This window comes from Streptomyces sp. NPDC034085 (assembly GCF_055575555.1).
This window is the reverse complement of the sequence record NZ_JBVISL010000005.1, coordinates 91950-111738: the sequence shown is the minus strand read 5'-3', so window position 1 is coordinate 111738 and position 19789 is coordinate 91950. Positions and strand designations below refer to the sequence as shown.

The window sequence follows — 19789 nt, the reverse complement described above, 5'->3', positions numbered from 1 at the left end:
GGGCCGGGTGGGGCCGTGCTGAGCGGTACCGAGTCGACGAATGTGAAGTACCTGCGGCGGACCGGCGCCGAGCCGGCAGAGCGGGAGAGCGGCGGGGGAACCGGTAGTGCCCAGGTGCCGCCAGGGCCGCCCCGTGCGCTGAGCGCCGCAACGGGGGCCGCGGTGGCCCTGTGTCTGGCAGTGACCCTGGTCCATGTGGTCTTGGTGTTTCTCTACGTGGCACCTCCGAACGCCATCTCCAAGGCCTGCAGCCGGCAGGTCAACGCGTGGGTCCGGCCCGTGTTCGAGCAGAACTGGCGGCTCTTCGCGCCGAATCCGCAATCCGTCAACCGGCAGATCTCTGCGAGGACGAGGCATACGGCACCGGACGGGACCGTGCAGGTGAGTGGCTGGATCGATCTGAGCTCTCGGGACGATTCCGCCGTCAAACACCATGTATTTCCGAGCCATACGGCACAGAACATGCTGCGGCAGGCGTGGAATTCGTACCTCAAAACGCACGGAGGCGACAACCGGCCGCACTCCGAGCGGGCTGTGATGATCGAGAAGTACCTGCACAACATCGCAGTTGATCGCGTCGCCCCACACCGTGGCGCCACCTTCGATTCCATTCAGCTGCGGGTGATCTCGCGGCCTATCGCCGCGCCCGGTGCGGCGCCTGGATCCCGCCCGGTCGCCGCGGCGCCGGCGCGATCCGAAACCCGTTATCTGCCGTGGTGGAAGGTGGACTCGCATGGAACGCACTGAGCTGGAACCGGTCGTGGCGCCCGCAGCGTCCGAACGCACCACCGCGCGAGGATCCGTACGGATCCCGCAGCGTGCACTCGAACGGATCCACGCGTTCCTGGTGCTCCTGACCGAGCGGCCGGTGTCCCTTTACGCGGCGGCGGCGCTGCGCATCGGGTACGGGCTGCTCTACCTCGTCTTCCTGCTCCGCGAGTTTCCGCACCGCGACGAGATGTGGGGCCCGGGTTCCCCGTGGACGCCCGCGCTGGCCAGGCAGATGTTCGAGCAGAGCGGGTGGGCCAGTGTCCTCACCCTGTCCGACAGCCGGCTGTACTTCGAGGTCTGCTACGCCCTGGCCCTCGTCACGTGTGCGCTGTTCGTGCTGGGGTGGCGGACGCGGGCGGTGTCCGCACTGTTCGCGGTCGTGGTGATGTCGTTCCACGCCAGGGCGATCTTCATGGCGGACGGCGGGGACAATCTCATGGTCCTCATGTCGGTCTACCTCGCCTTCACCGCGTGCGGCCGTCGCTGGTCCCTCGACGCCCGTAGGACCCGGCTCCAGGCGTCGGCCAAGACGTCGGACGCGCTGGCCGGCGATCTCCGGCACCACCTCGGCGGCGCCCGCATCATGCTGACCACCGTGCTGCACAACTGCGGCATGTTCGTCATCGCCGCCCAGGTCTGCTTCCTCTACGGATGCGCTGGCCTGTACAAGGTGCAGGGCCCCAAGTGGGGCGACGGTACCGCCCTCCACTACGTCCTGAACATCGACCTGTTCCGGCCCTGGCCCGAGCTGTCCCAGCTCGTCGCCGGGCATCACGTACTGATCGCCGTCGTCGGCTACATGACGGTGCTGGTGCAGGTCGCCTTCCCGTTCGTCCTGTTCGGCAGGTTGAAATACCCGGTTCTGGTCCTGCTGTTGGGCATGCACGTGAACATCGCGCTGCTCATGGGGCTGCCACTCTTCTCCGGCGCGATGATCGTCGCCGATGCCGCATTCCTGCCGGACCGCTTCTACCTGGCCCTGGGACGGCTGTGCCGGCGCACCTTCCGGCGCGCCGGCGGCTTGGGAGACGAAGCCCCGGTGGGGTCGGCACCCGCTGCGGTGCCGCAGCAGGCTGATCAGAGCAGGGTGGTCAACCGACCGGTTTCCCTCGCATATGTGCAGGAAGAGAGCAGGTGACGGTGCCGCCCGGCAGGCGGTGGCGGTTCTTCGCGACGACCTGGTAGACGCCGCGTGCCATCCAGGTGACGGGCGGCAGCCGAAGAACGAGCCCGAGCCACCACCAGCGCCTTCGTCCGCACATCAGCACGGCGGACAGGGCGCGCGCTCCACCGTGGACCTCGCCGCCGGCCGGGCTGATCCAGAGGATCTCCCGGTCGGCCCGGTCTTCGGTGACACCCAGGGCGGCGAGGTCGGCGTACTGCCAGGGGACGCATTGCACACGCGGCCGGATGGTGCGCTGGATGATCTCGATCGATCTGCCGCAGAATCCGCAGTCTCCGTCGAACAACAGAATGGGCTGGCTTGTCATCCGGGCTCCCTTTCCGCGACGGGGTGGACAACTTCAGTGTGGGGTGAGCAAAAGGCGATTGGCCAGCAACACGACCTACGGCGTGGGTCTGTGTTCGGCGGCCGCGAAAACCCGTTGGCAGTGATGTCATCGCAGGCCGCTGTCCCACCCACCGCCAGGGCAGGGTAGGTGCAGGTCAGAAGGGGCGCCCCCGATCAGGGGGCGCCCCTTCGTCGTGCGGCTTTGGGCTTTCCGGGTGGTGTTTGTCGGACGATCGGCGCGCGTGGTGGGGGTCGTGCGGTTGCGTCCGCATCATGACGAATGTATGCAGATCCGCCCGTCGGAACATCGCGAATTGAGGGACCCGTCATGATCCACCGCAGCATCGCCTCGTTCTGGACCACCGTCCTCGCCGCGCTCGTGGCGCTCCTGGCCGCCCTCGGCCTCGGTGGGAAGGCGGCCCCGGCCGCCGCTGGTGAGGCGGTCGCCGCCCCGGTGGCTCCTGCGGTGCGCCGTCGGCCGGCCGTGGTGGCGCGGCGGACGTGGCGGGCGATGATGCGCGGCGGTTCGCTCCCGCCGACGATCAAGCAGCGGATCCGCGCCGAGGCACACGGCAAGGCGCCGTCCGTCCGGCGCTCGACCACCGCCGCCACCCTTTCCCCCGCCGCGGCCCAGGTCCGGATCGCCCCCGTCGTGGGCCAGGACCGGCTCGCCCTCGCCGCGTAGGCGGTCGCAGGGGCGACGCGGACCACGGGATCGGCAGCACGCGGCGCAGCGCGCCGCGCACGACCCCGGGGAAGGGGGCGCAAGGGGGTCGCACCGGCGCCCGCAGGGGGCGTGCAGGGGGCGTGGAGCTTGGTACGGCAGGGCCGCAGGCCCGGGAGACGGCACGGATCCCGGAGGACGCGGCCCTTTTCGGCATGTCCGGGGCGCCCGCGTTCGGCGAAACGGTTCACCTCCTGTGCGGGAGGCGACGGCCCCACCCCTCGACCTTGACATCCCGAGCAAATCTGACGGACAGTCAGCTCTACTCGTCCGATGCGATGCCGGGAGGCCAGCGCCGTGCACCTCGCCCCGTCCGAAGGCCAGGCGCGACTGCGCGCCGAACTGCGCGGGTACTTCCGGGACCTGATGCCCGACGGGGCGCCCGAGGATCCGGCCGCACAGCGCGCACTGCTGCGCCGCATCGGCGCCGACGGGCTGCTCGGCCTCGGCTGGCCCGTCGAGTACGGCGGCCAGGGCCGCGGACCCGACGAGCAGTTCGTCTTCTTCGACGAGGCCTACCGGGCCGGCGCCCCCGTCTCCATGGTCACCCTCAACACCGTCGGCCCCACCCTCATGAAGTACGGGACCCGGCAGCAGAAGGACCACTTCCTGCCCCTGATCCTCCGGGGCGAGATCGTCTTCGCCATCGGATACTCGGAGCCCGAGGCCGGCACCGACCTCGCCTCGCTGCGCACCCGGGCCGTGCGCGACGGCGGGGAGTGGGTGGTCGACGGGCAGAAGATCTTCACGTCCAACGCGCAGAACGCCGACTGGATCTGGCTGGCCTGCCGCACCGACCCGCAGGCCCCCAAGCACAAGGGCATCTCCATCATCCTGGTGCCCACCGACAGCCCCGGCTTCGCCTGGACCCCCATCGACACCGTCGGCGGCCTCACCACCACGGCGACGTACTACGACGGCATCCGGGTCCCCGAAGGCAACCTCGTCGGCCCCGAACACGGCGGCTGGGGCCTGATCACCAACCAGCTCAACCACGAACGGGTCGCCCTCGCCGCCATCGGCATGCAGGCCGAGGACTTCTACGAACAGGCGCTCCGCCACGCCCGCACCCCGGACCCCGCCACCGGCGACCGGCCCGCCGACCACCCCTGGGTGCGGTCCCGGCTCGCCGAGGCACACGCCCGGCTGGCCGCCGTACGCCTCCTCAACTGGCGCCTCGTGCAGGACGTGGGCGCGGGGACCCTGGCCCCCGGAGACGCCAGCGGCGTCAAGTTCCTCGGCACCGAGTCCGCCGTCGAGGTGTACCGGATCTGCCAGGAAGCCGTCGGCGAGGAGGCCCTCGTACGCGGTCCGCAGGCCTTCGCGGGCGGCGAGCTGGAGCGGCTGAACCGGGCGGCCCAGATCAACACCTTCGGCGGCGGGGTCAGCGAGGTCCAGCGGGAGATCGTCGCCATGATGCGGCTCGGGATGAAGGGGAGGAAACGATGACCGCCGGGGAGAGCGACCGGTTCCACGCCAGGCTCAAGGCCTTCGAGGGGAAGCCCGCCGCCACCGCGGGCCGGGCCAAGGACGCCGTGAACGTGCCGATGATCCGCCACTGGTGCGAGGCGATGGGCGACACCAACCCCGCCTACCAGGGCCCGGACGCCATCGCCCCGCCCACCATGCTCCAGGCCTGGACGATGGGCGGCCTCTCCGGCCACACCGACCGCTCCAGCGCCTACGACGAGCTGTTCGCGCTCCTCGACGGCGCGGGCTGCACCTCCGTGGTCGCCACCGACTGCGAGCAGGAGTACCTGCGCCCGCTGCGCCCTGGGGACGAGGTGACCTTCGACGCCGTGATCGAGTCGGTCTCGCCGCGCAAGACGACCAGGCTGGGCACCGGGCACTTCGTGACGACCCGGATGGACGTCCACGCCAACGGCGAACTCGCCGGCACCCACCGCTTCCGCATCCTGAAGTACGCCCCCGCGGCCGCACGGGAACCCGCTCCGCAGGCCCCGCCCCGGCCCCGCCCGGTGATCAACCGTGACAACCAGGGCTTCTGGGACGGCGTCCGCGACCACAGGCTGCTGATCCAGCGCTGTACCGCCTGTGCGACCCTGCGCTTCCCCTGGCTCCCCGGCTGCAACGCCTGCTCCTCCCCCGACTGGGACACTGTCGAGGCGAGCGGCGCCGGCACGGTCTTCTCGTACGTGGTCATGCACCATCCGCCCTTCCCCGCCTTCACCGCGCACGAGGAGCCCGCCGGCGCGGGGGGCCCGTACGCGGTGGCCCTCGTCGAGCTGGCCGAGGGGGTCCGCATGATCAGCAACATCACCGGCGTCCCCTACGACAAGGTCCGCATCGGCCTGCCCGTCCGGCTGGAGTTCCTGCGCGTCGACGACTCGCTCGAACTGCCGGTCTTCCGGGGGGAGGCGGCCTGACATGGACTTCCACCCCACCGAGGAACAGGCCGCCGCGGCCGGCCTGGCCGCGAGAATCTTCCGCGACCTGGCCACCCACGAACGCCTCGCCGCCGTCGGCACCGGCAGTGACGCCGAGCTCTGGAAGGCCCTCACGACCGCCGGGCTGACCGCCGCCGTCACGGACGTCGGCCTCCTCGGGCTGGTCCTGCTGCTGGAGGAACAGGGCCGCACCACCGCCCAGGTCCCGTACGCCGCCACCTGCGCGTACGGCGTCCTGCCCGTGGCCGCCCACGGCACCCCGGAGCAGCGCGCCCGCCTGCTGCCCGCCCTCGGCTGCGGCGAAGCCGTGGCCACCGGCGCCTTCCCCGAGCGCGGGCGGTTCACCGCCACGCCCGATGGCCGCCTCACCGGCACCGCGCCCGCCGTGCCCTGGCTGCGCGACGCCACGCACGTGCTGGTCCCCGACACCGGCCGGACCCTGTGGCTCGTACGGACCGACGCGCCCGGAGCCGCCGTGCGGCCGGTGGAGACGACCGCGCCCTGGGCGGCGGGAGGCCTCATCCTGGCCGGGGCGCAGGCGGAGCGGCTCGGGCGCCCGGAGGCCTACGACCAGGTGCTCGGCGCCGCCCGCACCGCCTTCGCCGGACTCCAGGCCGGGGTCTGCGCGGGATCGCTGGCCCGCGCCGTGGAGTACACCTCCACCCGCGAGCAGTTCGGCCGTCCGCTGTCCACGAACCAGGGCGTCATGATCCGTGCGGCCGACGCGTACATGGACACGGAGGCGATCCGGGTCACCGCGTACGAGGCGGCGTGGCGCACGGACGAGGGGCTCCCGGCCCGCGAGCACGCCCTGACCGCGGCCTGGTGGGCCTCGGAGGCGGGCAAGCGCGTCGTGCACGCCGGCCAGCACCTGCACGGCGGGACGGGCGCCGACCTGGACCATCCGGTGCACCGGCACTTCCTGTGGGGACGCCAGCTGGACGCCTATCTGGGTTGCGGCAGTGAGCTGCTGTCCGAGCTGGGCGCGCTCATATCCGAGGGGGAACACGCATGAACGTCGGCGACGCGCTGCCGCCGCTGGAGATCCCGGTCACCCGCACCCTGATCGTGGCGGGGGCGATCGCCTCCCGCGACTACCAGGACGTGCACCATGACGCGGAGCTCGCCCGGGCCAAGGGCTCCCCTGACATCTTCATGAACATCCTGACCACCAACGGCCTGGTCGGCCGGTACGTCACCGACCACCTGGGCCCCCGCGCCGTCCTGCGCAAGGTCGCCATCCGCCTCGGAGCCCCCAACCACCCGGGCGACACGATGACCCTCACCGGCACGGTCACCGCCGTCGACGGGGACACCGCCGAGATCCGTGTGGTCGGCGCCAACCGCATCGGCCACCACGTCACGGGTACCGTGACCGTCACCCTGGGAGCCGGGGCATGAGCGTACGCACCCGCGACGACCTCGGCGGCCGGGCCGCCGTCGTCGGCATCGGCGCGACGGAGTTCTCCAAGGACTCCGGGCGCAGCGAGCTGAAGCTCGCCGTCGAGGCGGTGCACGCCGCGCTCGACGACGCCGGGCTCATCCCGGCCGACGTCGACGGCATGGTCACCTTCACCATGGACACCAGCCCCGAGATCACCGTCGCCCAGGCGGCGGGCATCGGGGAGCTGTCCTTCTTCTCCCGCATCCACTACGGCGGCGGCGCGGCCTGCGCCACCGTCCAGCAGGCCGCTCTCGCCGTCGCCACCGGCGTCGCCGAGGTCGTGGTCTGCTACCGCGCCTTCAACGAGCGCTCCGGCCGCCGCTTCGGCTCCGGCGTCCAGCAGCGCGAGCCCTCGGCGGAGGGCGCGGCCCTCGGCTGGTCCCTCCCCTGGGGCCTGCTCACCCCGGCGTCCTGGGTCGCCATGGCCGCCCAGCGCTACCTGCACGCCTATCACCTGACCCCCGAGGCCTTCGGCCACGTCGCCGTCACCGGCCGGCGCCACGCGGCGAACAACCCCGCCGCGTACTTCCACGGCCGTCCCATCACCCTCGCCGACCACGCCGCCTCGCGGTGGATCGTGGAGCCGCTGCGGCTGCTGGACTGCTGCCAGGAGACCGACGGCGGCCAGGCCCTCGTCGTCACCACGGCCGAACGGGCCCGGGACCTGCGGCAGCGGCCCGCCGTGATCACCGCGGCCGCCCAGGGCGCCGGCCGCCGCCAGGAGGGGATGACCTCCTTCTACCGCGACGACCTCACCGGTCTGCCGGAGATGGACGTGGTCGCCCGTCAGCTGTGGCGCACCAGCGGACTGCGGCCCTCGGACATCGACGTGGGGATCCTCTACGACCACTTCACCCCCTTCGTCCTCATGCAGCTGGAGGCGTTCGGCTTCTGCGGCCCCGGCGAGGCCGCAGACTTCACGGCAGCCGGCGCGCTCCCCCTCAACACCCACGGGGGCCAGCTCGGCGAGGCGTACCTGCACGGAATGAACGGCATCGCCGAAGCCGTCCGCCAACTGCGCGGCACCTCCGTGAACCAGCTCCCAGGGGCAGAACACGTCCTCGTCACGGCCGGTACGGGGGTGCCGACCTCCGGCCTGATCCTGGGGCCCGGGGTCTGACCCAGGTCCCGGTCGCGGGCCGTGTCCTCCACCTTCAGGAGGTGGGGGGCGGCCCGGCAGTACAACCTGAGACGGACCCGGCTTCGGCACCTTGGGCCGATTACGGAAGCGCGCACCGCTCCTAGCGTGGACCCATGACCACGCCTGTCTGCAAGCTCGCCTCGAATCCGACGTTGTACCCGTCGTTCTCGGCGTACGTCCGGACCCGGGGCACGGTCCTGTTGCGCACCGCGCGGTCCCTCACCGCCAACCCCTGCGACGCCGAGGACCTGCTCCAGACGGCGCTCGCCAAGACCTACGTCGCGTGGGACCGCATCGAGGACCAGCGGGCCCTGGACGGCTACGTGCGGCGGGCCCTGGTCAACACCCGCACCTCCCAGTGGCGCAAGCGCAAGGTCGAGGAGTTCGTCTGCGACGAGATCCCGGAGGCCGAGGAGCCGCCGGGCACCGATCCCGCGGAGGCGCAGGCGCTGCGCGACGCGATGTGGCGCGCGGTGACCCGGCTGCCCGACCGGCAGCGGGCCATGGTCGTCCTGCGCTACTACGAGGACATGAGCGAGGCGCAGACCGCCGAGCTGCTCGGGGTCTCGGTCGGCACGGTCAAGAGCGCCGTCTCCCGGGCGCTGGTCAAGCTCCGTGAGGATCCGGAGCTCACGCCCGTGCGGTGAGCGCGGCAAGCGGTGTTTCACGTGAAACACCGCCCGCGGGTGTTTCACGTGAAACATCAGCCAGCGAACGGCTCCGGACAGTGATCGACCAGCCTGTTTCTACTCTCGGGTAGTGACATGCCGACCGGTACGTGCGCAGAATCGGCAGCATCCGACAGCCGCCGCAGCGCCGCAGCGCTCACCGGGAGGACGCTTTGCTGAGCACCATGCAGGATGTACCGCTGCTGATCTCGCGGATCCTGGCCCACGGGTCGACGATTCACGGGAAGTCCCAGGTCACGACATGGACCGGTGAGGCGGAGCCGCATCGGCGCAGCTTCGCCGAGATCGGCGTCCGTGCCGCGCGGCTCGCGCACGCCCTCCGTGACGAGTTCGGGGTGCAGCAGGACGAGCGCGTCGCGACCCTCATGTGGAACAACTCCGAACACGTCGAGGCGTACTTCGCGATCCCGTCCATGGGGGCGGTCCTGCACACGCTCAACCTGCGGCTGCCTCCCGAGCAGCTGGTGTTCATCGTCAACCACGCCGCGGACCGGGTCGTGCTGGTGAACGGCACCCTCCTGCCGCTGCTGGCGCCGCTGCTGCCGCACCTCCCGACGGTCGAGCACGTCGTCGTCGTGGGCGTCGGCGACCGCTCCGTCCTCGACGGCCTCGGCGTACGGGTGCACGAGTACGAGGAGCTCCTAGAAGGCCGCGCCGACCACTACGACTGGCCCGAGCTGGACGAACGCCAGGCCGCGGCCATGTGCTACACCTCCGGGACCACGGGCGACCCCAAGGGCGTCATCTACTCCCACCGGTCCATCTACCTGCACTCCATGCAGGTCAACATGACCGAGTCGATGGGCCTGACCGACCAGGACACCTCGCTGGTCGTCGTCCCGCAGTTCCACGTGAACGCCTGGGGCCTGCCCCACGCCACCTTCATGACCGGCATCAACCTGCTGATGCCGGACCGGTTCCTCCAGCCGGCCCCGCTCGCCGAGATGATCGAGCGGGAGAAGCCCACGCACGCCGCGGCCGTCCCCACCATCTGGCAGGGCCTGCTCGCCGAGGTCACCGCCCGCCCCCGCGACCTGACCTCGATGAAGCAGGTCACCATCGGCGGTGCGGCCTGCCCGCCCTCCCTGATGGAGGCCTACGACAAGCTCGGCGTCCGCCTCTGCCACGCGTGGGGCATGACGGAGACCTCACCGCTGGGCACCATGGCCCACCCGCCGGCCGGACTGAGCGCCGAGGAGGAGTGGCCGTACCGGGTCACCCAGGGCCGCTTCCCCGCCGGGGTCGAGGCCCGCCTCGTGGGCCCCGGCGGCGACCACCTGCCCTGGGACGGCGAGTCCGCGGGCGAGCTGGAGGTCCGCGGCAACTGGATCGCCGCCGCCTACTACGGGGGCGCCTCCGGCGAACCGGTCCGTCCGGACGACAAGTTCAGCGCGGACGGCTGGCTCAAGACCGGGGACGTCGGAGTGATCAGCCCCGACGGCTTCCTCACCCTCACCGACCGGGCCAAGGACGTCATCAAGTCCGGGGGCGAATGGATCTCCAGCGTGGAGCTGGAGAACGCGCTGATGGCCCACCCCGAGGTGGCCGAGGCGGCGGTCGTCGCCGTCCCGGACGAGAAGTGGGGCGAGCGCCCGCTGGCCACGGTCGTCCTCAAGGAAGGCGCCACGGTGGACTACGCGGGCCTGCGCGCGTTCCTCGGCCAGTCGATCGCCAAGTGGCAGCTCCCGGAACGCTGGACGATTATCGAGGCCGTGCCGAAGACCAGCGTCGGCAAGTTCGACAAGAAGGTGATCCGCAAGCAGTACGCCGACGGCGAGCTGGACGTCACCACCCTGGGCTGAGGCGACCGGCCCTCCGGGGTCAGCCGCGCGTGAGCCACGACCGCAGCAGCCTGCTGACGGCAGGCATGGCCACGTAGGTCATCAGGGTGCTGAAGACGACCGCGAAGGCGGCCGTCCGCACCACGAAGTGCAGGTCCACCAGGTACGGCCCGAGCAGCGCGTTGCCCGCCAGCGAGATCGGGAAGATGGCCAGCCCCGAGCTGATCGCCATCTTCCAGCGCGGCGGCGCGGGCCGGGTCGTACCCGGCTTGGCGAACCACGTCTCCATGCCCTGCAGTTCGCGCCGGGCTATCTCCGTGTGGTGGTGGCCCAGGCAGTTCGCGAACCACTGCGCCCGCTCCGGGGAGTCCTGCCAGCGCTGGAAGGCCGCCTGGTCACGGAAGCGGTGCACCAGGAACCACGGCCCGCCCTCCGTGGCGGGGCGGAACAGCCCGTACCCGAGGTGCCCCGGGAAGGCGGCGGCCGTCTCCAGGATCCCGTGGGCCCACGCCTCGAACGTCTCCTCGTGCCCCGGTTCCACCTGCCGGGCGATGAGGAGGTTGACCTCCCCGTTGTCGGCGGGGACGGTCTGCTCGGACGTGTCGGTGAGGGCCATGGGGCCAGGATGGCTAGTTGGTGCCGATCTTGGCCAGCAGGTCCACGATGCGGCCCTGTACATCGGCCGTGGTGGCCCGCTCGGCGAGGAACAGCACGCTCTCGCCCGAGCCCAGCCGCGGCAGGTCGGCCGGACCGATCCCGGCGGTCGTGTAGACGACCAGCGGAGTGCGGTTCAGCATCCCGTTCGCACGCAGCCAGTCCACGATCCCGGCCCGCCGGCGACGGACCTGCATCAGGTCCATGACCACCAGGTTGGGCCGCATCCGGGTCGCCAGCTCCACGGCGTCGGTGTCCGCGCCCGCCCGGGCGACCTGGAGCCCGCGCCGCTCCAGCGCGGCCGTCAGGGCGGTGGCGATCTCGTCGTGCTCCTCGATCAGCAGGACGCGGGACGGGTGCTGCTCGCTGTCGCGCGGTGCGAGCGCCTTGAGCAGGACGGCCGGGTCGGCACCGTACGCCGCCTCGCGCGTGGCATGCCCCAGTCCGGCCGTCACCAGTACGGGGACCTCGGCGGCGGCCGCCGCCTGGCGCAGCGACTGCAGGGCGGTCCGGGTGATCGGCCCGGTCAGCGGGTCGACGAACAGCGCGGCGGGGAACGCCGCGATCTGCGCATCGACCTCCTCGCGGGAGTGCACGATCACCGGGCGGTAGCCGCGGTCGCTCAGCGCCTGCTGCGTCTGCGCGTCCGGCGCGGGCCACACCAGCAGCCGGCGCGGGTTGTCCAGCGGCTCGGGCGGCAGCTCGTCGTCCACGGGCTGCGGCACGGGCCGGTTGACCACCTCGACCGCTCCCCCGGGGCCGTCCAGCGGCTCGGGGCCCTCGGCGGCGCCCGCCTCGGGGGCCCCTATGGCGAAGGCCCGCCCCTGCGGCGCGGGTTCGGCGAGGCGGCGGCGCCGGCCGGAACCGGAACCCTCCGCGCCCGCGGCGCCCGCGTCAACGGAGATGCCCTGGCCCAGGGTGCCCAACGCGCGCACGCTGATCGGCTGCGCCGCACCCGCCGGGTTCTCGCCGGGTCGGCGGGCACCCGGCACGGACGGCTGCCCGGGGGCCTCGCCGTCCTCGGGCGCGGTCCGGGCCGCCGGAACCGGCCAGGCCGGAGTGGCGGGCAGCGCCCGCCGCCGACCGGTCGGAGGCACGGGCTCCCCGGCGGCCGCCGGCTGCGGCGGCTCCGGGGCCGCGGGCGCGCCGAGCACGCGGCGGCCACGCCGTCCGCCCGGCCCGTCGGCGTCGGACTCGGCGGCAGCAGGGGCAGAAGCGGAACCCTGAGGGGGCCCGGCGGGCAGGGCGAACCCACCCTCGGGGGCGATGGGCCGCGCCGTGGCGGGCGCCCCCAGCCCGGCCGCCGGCACCGGGCCGGCGGGCTGGGCGGCGGCCCCGGCCGGCCCCAGTGCCCGGCGGCGGCCCGCCGGGTGCTCGGTCACCGGAACCGGGGGCACGGTCGGTACGGGCGGCAGCGCGGGCATGGCGGTGCCCTGCGGGGGCACCGGCCGGTCGTGCGGGGCGTCGTCACCGGCGCGGCCCCGCCGGCGCCCGGTACCCAGGCCCGCCGGGTTCACCGGGGACTGGGCCAGCTCCGCCGGACCGGAGGGGACGGCCTGGGCCGGGGCTTCGCCCTCCGTCCGGGGTCGCGCGGACGGCAGCGCCAGCGCGCCCCCGCCCTCGCGGGCCGCGGCGGCCCTCGCCCCCGCCACCTCGTCCTCCAGGAAGGCGTCCACACCGCGCCGGCCCCGCCGGCCGCCGGAGACCGTCGCCGGGGCGGCCTCGGGCTCCGGCGCGGGCGGCTGCTCGGACTCCGGGAGGGTCACCGTCCCGGCTCCCGTACCCAGCGGCAGCTCCAGGACGTACGCCCCGCCCGGGGCGCCCGGCACCTCGACCGTCTGCAGGACCCCGCCGTGCGCGGTGACGATGCCCCGCACGATCGGCTCGTGCACCGGGTTGCCGCCCTCGTAGGGGCCGCGCACCTCGATCCGTACGACATCGCCGCGCTGAGCGGCGGCCACCACGATCGTGGAGTCGCCGTACCCGCTGCCCTGGGCGGTCTTGCCGGTGGCGTCCACCCCGGCGACGTCCGCGACCAGGTGGGCGAGGGCGGTCGCGATCCGCTCGGCGTCCACCTCGGCCTCGATCGTCGGGGCGTGGACGGCGAACTGCACCCGGCCCGGGCCGATCAGTTCGACCGCGCCGTCGACACCCGCCGCGACGACCGTGTTGATCAGGACGTTCTTCTTCTTGAGCTTCTCGCCGCCCGCGTCCAGGCGCTGGTACTCGAGCACGTTGTCCACGAGGGTGGTCATGCGCGAGTACCCGGCCGCCAGGTGGTGCAGCAGCTGGTTGGCCTCCGGCCACAGCTGCCCCCCGTCGTCGGCGGCCAGCGTGGCCAGCTCCCCGCGCAGTTCCTCCAGCGGACCGCGCAGGGAGTCGCCGAGCACGGCCAGCAGCTGGGCGTGGCGCGCCGCGAGGGCGTCGTAGGGGCGGCGGTCGGTGAAGGTCATCACGGCGCCGACGAGCAGCTCCCCGTCCCGTACGGGCGAGGTGGTCAGGTCCACGGCGACGGCCTGGCCGGCCTTGTTCCACAGCACCTGGCCGCGGACCCGGTGCTTGCGCCCGCTGCGCAGGGTGTCGGCGAGCGGGGACTCGTCGAAGGGGAACGGCGAACCGTCCGCCCGCGAGTGCTGGATCAGCCCGTGCAGCTCGCGGTTGCCGAGGTCGGTGGCGCGGTACCCGAGGATCTGCGCGGCGGCCGGGTTGACGAGGACGACGCGGCCCTCGGTGTCCGTGCCCACGACGCCCTCCGCGGCGGCGCGCAGGATCATCTCGGTCTGCCGCTGGGACCGGGCCAGCTCGGCCTCGGTGTCCACGGTCTCGGAGAGGTCCCGTACGACGAGCATCAGCAGTTCGTCGCCGGTGTAGGCGGGCTGGGGCTCGCGGTAGGCGTCCCGGCCGTCGAGGTGGGCGCTGGTGACCTCGACGGGGAACTCGCTGCCGTCCGTGCGGCGCGCGGTCATCCGCTTCGGCCGGGACCGGCCCTCTTCACGGTCGCCGGGGCGGCGCATCGAACCGGGGATCTGCTTGGAGTCGAACTCCGGCAGGAGGTCGAGCACCCCGCGGCCGACGAGCCCGGTGCCCGGGCTCTCCATCACCTCGAGGGCGATCGAATTGGCGTTGACGACCGTGCCGTTGGCGTTGACGAGCAACAGCGCGTCCGGAAGCGCGTCGAGTATTGCTGCGAGGCGAGCAGCGCCTCGGGATGGCCTGCTGCTCACGACGAGCTTCCTCCCTGACCACGACTACCGGCATGTCACGGGAGGAGTCTAAGGGCACCGTCCTGCCGCGGGGTGGCGGATGGACGGGGGAAAACGCGCATCCGGCGCATCGTCCCAGGTCAGGAATGCTCCCCCGGAAGCACAGGTTCCAGGTTCTTCCACCGGGCGATGTCGCATCCGTTCCTGCGTTGGAAGGTGGTGTCCACCTTCTGGCCGCGCCACGTTCCGGTGACGTGGGCGACGGCCGACCCGCCGTACTGGAACGAGCAGTTCTGGGCGTCCGGGCGGGCGAAGGGGTCCTTGCCCTGCTTGGCGAGCGTGTCGAGACGGGCGCAGGCCTCCTCGGCGAGGGGGTGGTCGCCGCCGACGGGGTGGCATTCGAGCCGGTGGGTGCCGTCGACGAGGCGGTTGCCGCTCTTGGAGATCTCGATGGTGAGCCGGTCGGGCGCGGACAGCAGCCGGCCGAGGGGCAGGGGCGGCAGCGGTCCGGCAGCCGCGGCGGCCAGGGCGGAGGTGACGGCGAAGGCGGCGAGACGCAGCATGGGGCACTCCAGGTCGTCCGTACGTCGTACGCCTCACCAACGACCTTCGCGCTCCGACGTTGCGTGCTTAAGCCTTTGCTCTGCGGCCCCGGCTCCTTGTACCGTTGGGAGCGGATTGGTGACCGGCCCCGCGCCTGTGTCATCATCTGCACGCACCTTCGTACGCGGGGGTGTGCTGGAGGCGTCGCCTAGTCCGGTCTATGGCGCCGCACTGCTAATGCGGTTTGGGGCTTACACCCCATCGAGGGTTCAAATCCCTCCGCCTCCGCACCTCACCGAAGCCCCGGTCCTGATGGACCGGGGCTTCGGTGCGTTCAGGCCTTGGAGGGGTTTCGGATGGCCCCCGGTGGGTAACCAGCTGGCCCCCGGGCCGCCCGGAGGAAGCTTGCGGACGATCTTCTTCCAGGGCGTTTCCGCAGGTCAGGAGGCTTGGGGCTAATGGATTTCGCGTCCCGGCGAGGTCCATGTATTGTTGTTCTCGCAAGGCCAACGGGGCGAAAAACCCCGGGAAGCCCAAGCACTCGTAGCTTAACGGATAGAGCATCTGACTACGGATCAGAAGGTTGCAGGTTCGAATCCTGCCGAGTGCACAGCCGAGAGGCCCTCAGGAGAAATCCTGAGGGCCTCTTTCGTTGTGCCCCGGGTGTACTCAACCCGGGTGTACTCAAGGGGGAGGGATCCCCCGGGAGATGTCAGGGGCGGGATGGCTCCTGAGGGGGACGTGGACCACGAGGGTGCCCGGCTAGGGTTTTCGAAGATCGTTCGACCTTGTTGGGGGGCTCTCATGGGACTGTTCGGGAACGCGCACACCACTGATCCGGCGTCGGCGCAGCGGGACTACGCGCGGCTGCTGGGGCACGGGGAGCAGGTCCACGCCGCGTACCTGCTGGTGCGCGACACGATCCTGTTCACCGACCGGCGGCTGGTCTTCGTCGACAAGCAGGGGCTGACGGGCAAGAAGGTGGAGTACCACTCCGTCCCGTACCGGAGCATCACGCACTTCTCGGTGGAGACGGCCGGGCACTTCGATCTCGACGCCGAGCTCAAGATATGGATATCCGGCAGCCCGGCGCCGATCGAGAAGACCTTCACCAAGGGGGTCGACATCTACGAGATGCAGGCGATCCTGACGCAGTTCGTCGCGCGCTAGCGGCGGGCGGTACGGGCCTGCGGGCGCAGCCTCAGGGGCGGCCGGTCAGGACGCGCGGGAGACCGGTCACCGAGAGCACCAGCGAGTACAGCGAGGTGGTGGCGGTGATGAAGAGGCGGTTGTTCTTCGGGCCGCCGAAGGCGATGTTCGATACGGGTTCCGGGACGCGCAGGCGGCCGATGAGGTCTCCGTCCGCCGCGTAGCAGTGCACGCCCGACGCCATCGCGGCCGCCCAGAGCCGGCCCTCGTCGTCGAAGCGGATGTTGTCCACCGAGGGGCAGTCCGTGAAGACGCGGTCGCCGCCGAGGGTGCCGTCGTCGCCGACCTTGAAGGCGCGGATGTGGCCGGCGCGGGTGTCGGCCGCGTACAGCTCGCTCTCGTCCGGGGAGAAGACCAGGCCGTTCGGGCCGAGGAAGCCGTCGGCGACGAGGCGGACCTCGCCGGTGGCGGGGTCGGCCCGGTAGAGGTTGCAGGCGCCGATCTCGCTTGGCGCCCGCCGGCCCTCGTAGTCGCTGGTGATCCCGAAGTCGGGGTCGGAGAACCAGATCGAGCCGTCCGAACGGACCACCGCGTCGTTGGGGCTGTTGAGCCGCTTGCCGTCATAGCGGTCGGCGATGACGGTGAGGCTGCCGTCAGGCTCGGTGCGGGTGACCCGCCGGTTGCCCTGCTCGCAGGTGATCAGGCGGCCCTCACGGTCGAGGGTGTTGCCGTTGGGGTGGCCGGCCGGGGTGCGGAAGACGGAGACCGCCCCGGTCGCCTCGTCCCAGCGCAGCATCCGGTCGTTGGGGATGTCGCTCCACACGAGCTGGCGCCAGGCCGGCAGGTACAGCGGACCTTCGGCCCACCGGCAGTCGTCATAGAGGCGGTCCAGGCGTGCGTCACCGTTGGCGCATCGGCCGGTCCGGAAGCGTTCGTCCAGGATCTCGTACAAGGTGAGGTCAGCTATGCCAGACATAATTCCCCCGTATCAGTATCGCTCCGAATTTTGTTCGGTTCGATGGTGAGATTGCAGGATCAGGTACCGTCTTCGCAAGAGCCAGGCGGCTCATGGCGCACTGGGGGCCCGACGGCCCAGGGAAGGAAGACGGCGTGGACGACATCGACCGGGCGCTCGTCCTGCGCCTCCAGCAGGACGCGGGCCAGTCCTACGCCGCCCTCGGCGCGGCCGTGGGGCTCTCCGCCGGGGCGACCCACGAGCGCGTGCGCAAACTGCGCGAGCGGGGGGTGATCCGGCGGACCACCGTCGACGTCGACCCGGCCGCCGTCGGCAGCGGGGTGCTGGCCTACGTGATGGTCGACTCCAACGCGTGGATGGGCGAGTCGGCGGAGGCCTTCGCCGCCATCCCCGAGATCCAGGAGGCGCACATCATCGCGGGCAGTGCCTCGGTCCTGGTCAAGGTGCGCACGGCCACCACCGGGCAGTTGCAGGACGTCCTGCGGCGGCTCTACGCCATCGACGGGGTCAGCGGGACGCAGGCCACCGTGGTCCTGGACACCTTCTTCGAGCGGCCGCTCCCCCTGTGACCGCGCCCGTCGCGAGCTGGTGGTGCACCGGGATCCGGTGGAGCGGCACAGGCCCTGCCATCGGGTGGTGCGGGGGGCGTGGGGAGCGGGAGAGCCCGCTCGCTCCCGGGCAGCCGCTCGCCTTCACCGCCCGCGGTGAGCGGCACTGCCTGGGAGTACGGCGGGCCGGGAGGCGGACTCCGTGCCCCACGGCCCGGTCGGTGCCGGGTCGCGCGGGCAGCGCCCAGTGCCCCGAGTGCGCCCGGCTGGACCGGTCCTTCTCGGTGGCCGCCGACACCAACGCCGCCGATCCGCGAACGTACCGCGTGTACCTGGCGTGGTTCGGGCCCGGGATGGTGAAGGTCGGCATCACGGCCGAGGAGCGCGGTCCGGTCCGGCTGCTGGAGCAGGGGGCGGTGACCTGGACCTGGCTGGGGCGCGGGCCGCTGATGGCTGCGCGCCGGACCGAGGAGCTGCTGCGGGCCGCCCTCGGGGTGCCCGACCGGATCGCGTACGCCCGCAAGCGCGCCGTACGGGCCGGGCTGCCGCCGGAGTCCGAGCGGGCCCGGGAGGTCGCCGAGCTGTACGCGCGGGCCACCGGGCTGCCAGGGTGGCCGGAGTCGCTGGAGCGGGTGGGGTGCGGGATCACCGACCATGCCGGGCCGTTCGCGCTGGCCGGGCTGCCGGCCCCGGCCCGCGTGATCAGGGAGATGGCGCCCGGCGGGAGCGTCGTGGGGCGGCTCGCGGGGGTCGCCGGCCCGGATCTGCACTTCGCGGACGGGCTCGTGGTGGACACCCGGCTGCTGGCCGGATGGGAGCTGGCCACCGCCCCCGCCGGCGCGCTCACCGACGTACCGCTCACCGGGATCGCGGCCGCACCGCCCGAGGCCGAGCAGGACGGACTGTTCTGACCCCGGGATCCCAGGCGCCGGAGGGGACCAAGGTCAAAACTTGGATCCCTTTGGCCTGCGGAGGCCGATTCCGATGGACATGCCGAGGGCCTTCCGCCGAGGGTGTGGGCATGAGCATTCAGCCCGTTCCGGCGTTCGAACCGCCGTATGTCATGGCCGTATTCAGCAATGTCCGCACCGCTGACGAGAGCGGCTATCCGGAGACCAGCACCCGGATGAACGAGCTCGTCCGGGAGAATCCCGGCTTCCTCGGCTACGAGTACGCGCGCACCCCCGGCGGCCTCGGCATCACCGTCGCCTACTTCCGCGACCACGACTCCCTGCGCGCATGGCGGGAGGACCTGGAGCACCAGGCCGCCATGCGAGAGGGCCGCGCCCACTGGTACGAGAGCTACACCCTGCACGTCGCGACCGTCGAGCGGAGCCACGGCTTTGTCCGCAACGGCTGAGGCGGTCCGCGCCTTCCGGGAGCGGCTCGGCCTGCCCGGACTGGTCGACGTCCACACGCACTTCATGCCGGAGCGGGTACTGGACAAGGTCTGGGACTACTTCGACGCGGTCGGTCCGCTGACCGGCGTCGAGTGGCCCATCACCTACCGGCACGAGGAGGAGCAGCGGGTCGCGCTCCTCCGGCAGTTCGGGGTCCGCGCCTTCACCTCGATGCTCTACCCGCACAAGCCGGCGATGGCCGCCTGGCTCAACGCGTGGGCCGCCGACTTCGCCGCCCGCACCCCCGACTGCCTGCACACCGCGACCTTCTTCCCGGAGGAGGAGGCGGCGGCGTACACCGCACGGGCCGTGGACGACGGGGCCCGGGTCTTCAAGGCGCACCTCCAGGTCGGCGACTACGACCCGAACGACGCCCGGCTCGCAGCAGTGTGGGGGCTGCTGGCCGAGACCGGGATTCCGACCGTGATCCACTGCGGTTCGGGGCCCGCCCCGGGCACGTACACCGGGCCCGAGCCGATCGCCCGGCTGCTGGCCCGCCACCCCCGGCTCCCGCTGATCATCGCGCACATGGGGATGCCCGAGTACACGGACTTCCTCGGCCTGGCCGACCGGTACCCGGAAGTGCGCCTCGACACGACCATGGCCTTCACCGACTTCTCCGAGCGGCTCAGCGCCTTCCCTCCCGAGAACCTCGGACGCCTCGCCGACCTCGGGGACCGCGTCCTGCTGGGCACCGACTTCCCGAACATCCCCTACCCGTACGAGCACCAGCTGGAGGCCCTGGAGCGGCTCGGCCTCGGCGACGAATGGCTGCGGGCGGTCTGCCACGACAACGGCGCCCGTCTGTTCGGCCTCACCCCCTGAGCGCTCTTTCTCAGGAGATTCAC

20 protein-coding genes and 2 tRNA genes are annotated in these 19789 nt (G+C 72.1%); 17 read left to right on the top strand and 5 right to left on the bottom strand.

The window, feature by feature from the left end; translation table 11 throughout:
• Window positions 1-15 precede the first annotated feature (15 nt).
• Complete coding sequence (locus ACZ501_RS19210) at window positions 16-747, top strand: DUF5819 family protein (RefSeq protein WP_468796790.1); 732 nt, start codon at window positions 16-18, stop codon at window positions 745-747.
• Window positions 734-1909 (top strand): HTTM domain-containing protein, encoded by a 1176-nt coding sequence (locus tag ACZ501_RS19205; RefSeq protein WP_468796787.1) that lies wholly within the window; start codon window positions 734-736, stop codon window positions 1907-1909. The genes ACZ501_RS19210 and ACZ501_RS19205 overlap by 14 nt, the downstream gene beginning before the upstream one ends.
• Here ACZ501_RS19205 and ACZ501_RS19200 read toward each other — a convergent pair.
• Window positions 1863-2261 (bottom strand): thiol-disulfide oxidoreductase DCC family protein, encoded by a 399-nt coding sequence (locus tag ACZ501_RS19200; protein ID WP_361608671.1) that lies wholly within the window; start codon window positions 2259-2261, stop codon window positions 1863-1865. The genes ACZ501_RS19205 and ACZ501_RS19200 overlap by 47 nt on opposite strands.
• 348 nt (window positions 2262-2609) lie before the next feature.
• Here ACZ501_RS19200 and ACZ501_RS19195 point away from each other — a divergent pair, with 348 nt between their 5' ends.
• The 8 genes from ACZ501_RS19195 (at window position 2610) to ACZ501_RS19160 (ending at window position 10489) form a co-directional block, all read left to right on the top strand.
• A complete protein-coding gene (locus ACZ501_RS19195; RefSeq protein ID WP_361608673.1) occupies window positions 2610-2966 on the top strand; it encodes a DUF6344 domain-containing protein in 357 nt (118 codons plus the stop codon).
• A gap of 336 nt (window positions 2967-3302) precedes the next feature.
• On the top strand, window positions 3303-4454 hold the full coding sequence (locus ACZ501_RS19190; RefSeq protein ID WP_468797308.1) for an acyl-CoA dehydrogenase family protein: 1152 nt from the start codon (window positions 3303-3305) through the stop codon (window positions 4452-4454).
• Window positions 4451-5392, top strand: coding sequence for a bifunctional MaoC family dehydratase N-terminal/OB-fold nucleic acid binding domain-containing protein (locus ACZ501_RS19185; RefSeq protein ID WP_468796784.1), 942 nt, complete (start codon window positions 4451-4453; stop codon window positions 5390-5392). Before ACZ501_RS19190 ends, ACZ501_RS19185 begins: the two co-directional genes overlap by 4 nt.
• A 1-nt stretch (window position 5393) precedes the next feature.
• Window positions 5394-6428 carry an acyl-CoA dehydrogenase family protein gene (locus ACZ501_RS19180; RefSeq protein WP_468796781.1) on the top strand — a complete coding sequence of 345 codons (1035 nt, stop codon included), beginning with the start codon at window positions 5394-5396 and terminating at the stop codon, window positions 6426-6428.
• Window positions 6425-6814, top strand: a complete 390-nt coding sequence (locus ACZ501_RS19175) for a MaoC family dehydratase (protein ID WP_468796778.1) — start codon at window positions 6425-6427, stop codon at window positions 6812-6814. Before ACZ501_RS19180 ends, ACZ501_RS19175 begins: the two co-directional genes overlap by 4 nt.
• Window positions 6811-7977, top strand: a complete 1167-nt coding sequence (locus tag ACZ501_RS19170) for a lipid-transfer protein (RefSeq protein WP_468796775.1) — start codon at window positions 6811-6813, stop codon at window positions 7975-7977. The genes ACZ501_RS19175 and ACZ501_RS19170 overlap by 4 nt, the downstream gene beginning before the upstream one ends.
• Before the next feature lie 134 nt (window positions 7978-8111).
• Complete coding sequence (locus ACZ501_RS19165) at window positions 8112-8645, top strand: SigE family RNA polymerase sigma factor (RefSeq protein ID WP_361608683.1); 534 nt, start codon at window positions 8112-8114, stop codon at window positions 8643-8645.
• A gap of 194 nt (window positions 8646-8839) precedes the next feature.
• A complete protein-coding gene (locus ACZ501_RS19160) occupies window positions 8840-10489 on the top strand; it encodes a long-chain fatty acid--CoA ligase (RefSeq protein WP_468796772.1) in 1650 nt (549 codons plus the stop codon).
• Between the two features lie 19 nt (window positions 10490-10508).
• On the opposite strand, the gene ACZ501_RS19155 is transcribed toward ACZ501_RS19160, so the two are convergent.
• From ACZ501_RS19155 to ACZ501_RS19145, 3 genes are all read right to left on the bottom strand, one after another.
• The gene (locus tag ACZ501_RS19155) at window positions 10509-11084 is read right to left on the bottom strand and encodes an antibiotic biosynthesis monooxygenase (RefSeq protein WP_361608687.1); all 576 of its coding nucleotides are present in this window, start codon (window positions 11082-11084) and stop codon (window positions 10509-10511) included.
• Between the two features lie 13 nt (window positions 11085-11097).
• Window positions 11098-14346, bottom strand: coding sequence for a response regulator (locus ACZ501_RS19150; RefSeq protein WP_468796769.1), 3249 nt, complete (start codon window positions 14344-14346; stop codon window positions 11098-11100).
• Between the two features lie 119 nt (window positions 14347-14465).
• Window positions 14466-14888, bottom strand: coding sequence for an SSI family serine proteinase inhibitor (locus ACZ501_RS19145; RefSeq protein WP_468796766.1), 423 nt, complete (start codon window positions 14886-14888; stop codon window positions 14466-14468).
• A gap of 177 nt (window positions 14889-15065) precedes the next feature.
• Here ACZ501_RS19145 and ACZ501_RS19140 point away from each other — a divergent pair.
• The 3 genes from ACZ501_RS19140 to ACZ501_RS19130 all read left to right on the top strand — a co-directional run bounded on the left by ACZ501_RS19140 (window position 15066) and on the right by ACZ501_RS19130 (window position 16038).
• Window positions 15066-15156, top strand: a tRNA-Ser gene (locus ACZ501_RS19140).
• Between the two features lie 249 nt (window positions 15157-15405).
• Window positions 15406-15478, top strand: a tRNA-Arg gene (locus tag ACZ501_RS19135).
• 194 nt (window positions 15479-15672) lie between these two features.
• Complete coding sequence (locus tag ACZ501_RS19130; RefSeq protein ID WP_361600641.1) at window positions 15673-16038, top strand: PH domain-containing protein; 366 nt, start codon at window positions 15673-15675, stop codon at window positions 16036-16038.
• A gap of 31 nt (window positions 16039-16069) precedes the next feature.
• Here the strand turns inward: ACZ501_RS19130 and ACZ501_RS19125 are convergent, their stop codons facing one another.
• On the bottom strand, window positions 16070-16993 hold the full coding sequence (locus ACZ501_RS19125; RefSeq protein WP_468796763.1) for an SMP-30/gluconolactonase/LRE family protein: 924 nt from the start codon (window positions 16991-16993) through the stop codon (window positions 16070-16072).
• A 134-nt stretch (window positions 16994-17127) separates the two neighbouring features.
• Here ACZ501_RS19125 and ACZ501_RS19120 point away from each other — a divergent pair, with 134 nt between their 5' ends.
• The 4 genes from ACZ501_RS19120 to ACZ501_RS19105 all read left to right on the top strand — a co-directional run bounded on the left by ACZ501_RS19120 (window position 17128) and on the right by ACZ501_RS19105 (window position 19766).
• Window positions 17128-17562 carry an Lrp/AsnC family transcriptional regulator gene (locus ACZ501_RS19120; RefSeq protein WP_361600635.1) on the top strand — a complete coding sequence of 145 codons (435 nt, stop codon included), beginning with the start codon at window positions 17128-17130 and terminating at the stop codon, window positions 17560-17562.
• Window positions 17559-18452: a DUF2797 domain-containing protein gene (locus tag ACZ501_RS19115; protein WP_361600632.1), complete on the top strand. Its 894-nt coding sequence runs from the start codon at window positions 17559-17561 to the stop codon at window positions 18450-18452. The genes ACZ501_RS19120 and ACZ501_RS19115 overlap by 4 nt, the downstream gene beginning before the upstream one ends.
• Window positions 18453-18562: 110 nt before the next feature.
• Window positions 18563-18901, top strand: coding sequence for an antibiotic biosynthesis monooxygenase family protein (locus tag ACZ501_RS19110; RefSeq protein WP_361600629.1), 339 nt, complete (start codon window positions 18563-18565; stop codon window positions 18899-18901).
• Window positions 18885-19766 (top strand): amidohydrolase family protein, encoded by an 882-nt coding sequence (locus ACZ501_RS19105; protein ID WP_468796760.1) that lies wholly within the window; start codon window positions 18885-18887, stop codon window positions 19764-19766. The genes ACZ501_RS19110 and ACZ501_RS19105 overlap by 17 nt, the downstream gene beginning before the upstream one ends.
• Window positions 19767-19789: the final 23 nt, after the last annotated feature.

What these genes read in the sequence shown, in the direction of transcription:
- ACZ501_RS19205 (WP_468796787.1), top strand. Translation starts at nt 734, where the DNA reads ATGGAACGCACTGAGCTGGAACCGGTCGTGGCGCCCGCAGCGTCCGAA.
- ACZ501_RS19200 (WP_361608671.1), bottom strand. Translation starts at nt 2,261, where the DNA reads ATGACAAGCCAGCCCATTCTGTTGTTCGACGGAGACTGCGGATTCTGC.
- ACZ501_RS19195 (WP_361608673.1), top strand. Translation starts at nt 2,610, where the DNA reads ATGATCCACCGCAGCATCGCCTCGTTCTGGACCACCGTCCTCGCCGCG.
- ACZ501_RS19185 (WP_468796784.1), top strand. Translation starts at nt 4,451, where the DNA reads ATGACCGCCGGGGAGAGCGACCGGTTCCACGCCAGGCTCAAGGCCTTC.
- ACZ501_RS19180 (WP_468796781.1), top strand. Translation starts at nt 5,394, where the DNA reads ATGGACTTCCACCCCACCGAGGAACAGGCCGCCGCGGCCGGCCTGGCC.
- ACZ501_RS19175 (WP_468796778.1), top strand. Translation starts at nt 6,425, where the DNA reads ATGAACGTCGGCGACGCGCTGCCGCCGCTGGAGATCCCGGTCACCCGC.
- ACZ501_RS19170 (WP_468796775.1), top strand. Translation starts at nt 6,811, where the DNA reads ATGAGCGTACGCACCCGCGACGACCTCGGCGGCCGGGCCGCCGTCGTC.
- ACZ501_RS19165 (WP_361608683.1), top strand. Translation starts at nt 8,112, where the DNA reads ATGACCACGCCTGTCTGCAAGCTCGCCTCGAATCCGACGTTGTACCCG.
- ACZ501_RS19155 (WP_361608687.1), bottom strand. Translation starts at nt 11,084, where the DNA reads ATGGCCCTCACCGACACGTCCGAGCAGACCGTCCCCGCCGACAACGGG.
- ACZ501_RS19145 (WP_468796766.1), bottom strand. Translation starts at nt 14,888, where the DNA reads ATGCTGCGTCTCGCCGCCTTCGCCGTCACCTCCGCCCTGGCCGCCGCG.
- ACZ501_RS19130 (WP_361600641.1), top strand. Translation starts at nt 15,673, where the DNA reads ATGGGACTGTTCGGGAACGCGCACACCACTGATCCGGCGTCGGCGCAG.
- ACZ501_RS19125 (WP_468796763.1), bottom strand. Translation starts at nt 16,993, where the DNA reads ATGTCTGGCATAGCTGACCTCACCTTGTACGAGATCCTGGACGAACGC.
- ACZ501_RS19110 (WP_361600629.1), top strand. Translation starts at nt 18,563, where the DNA reads ATGAGCATTCAGCCCGTTCCGGCGTTCGAACCGCCGTATGTCATGGCC.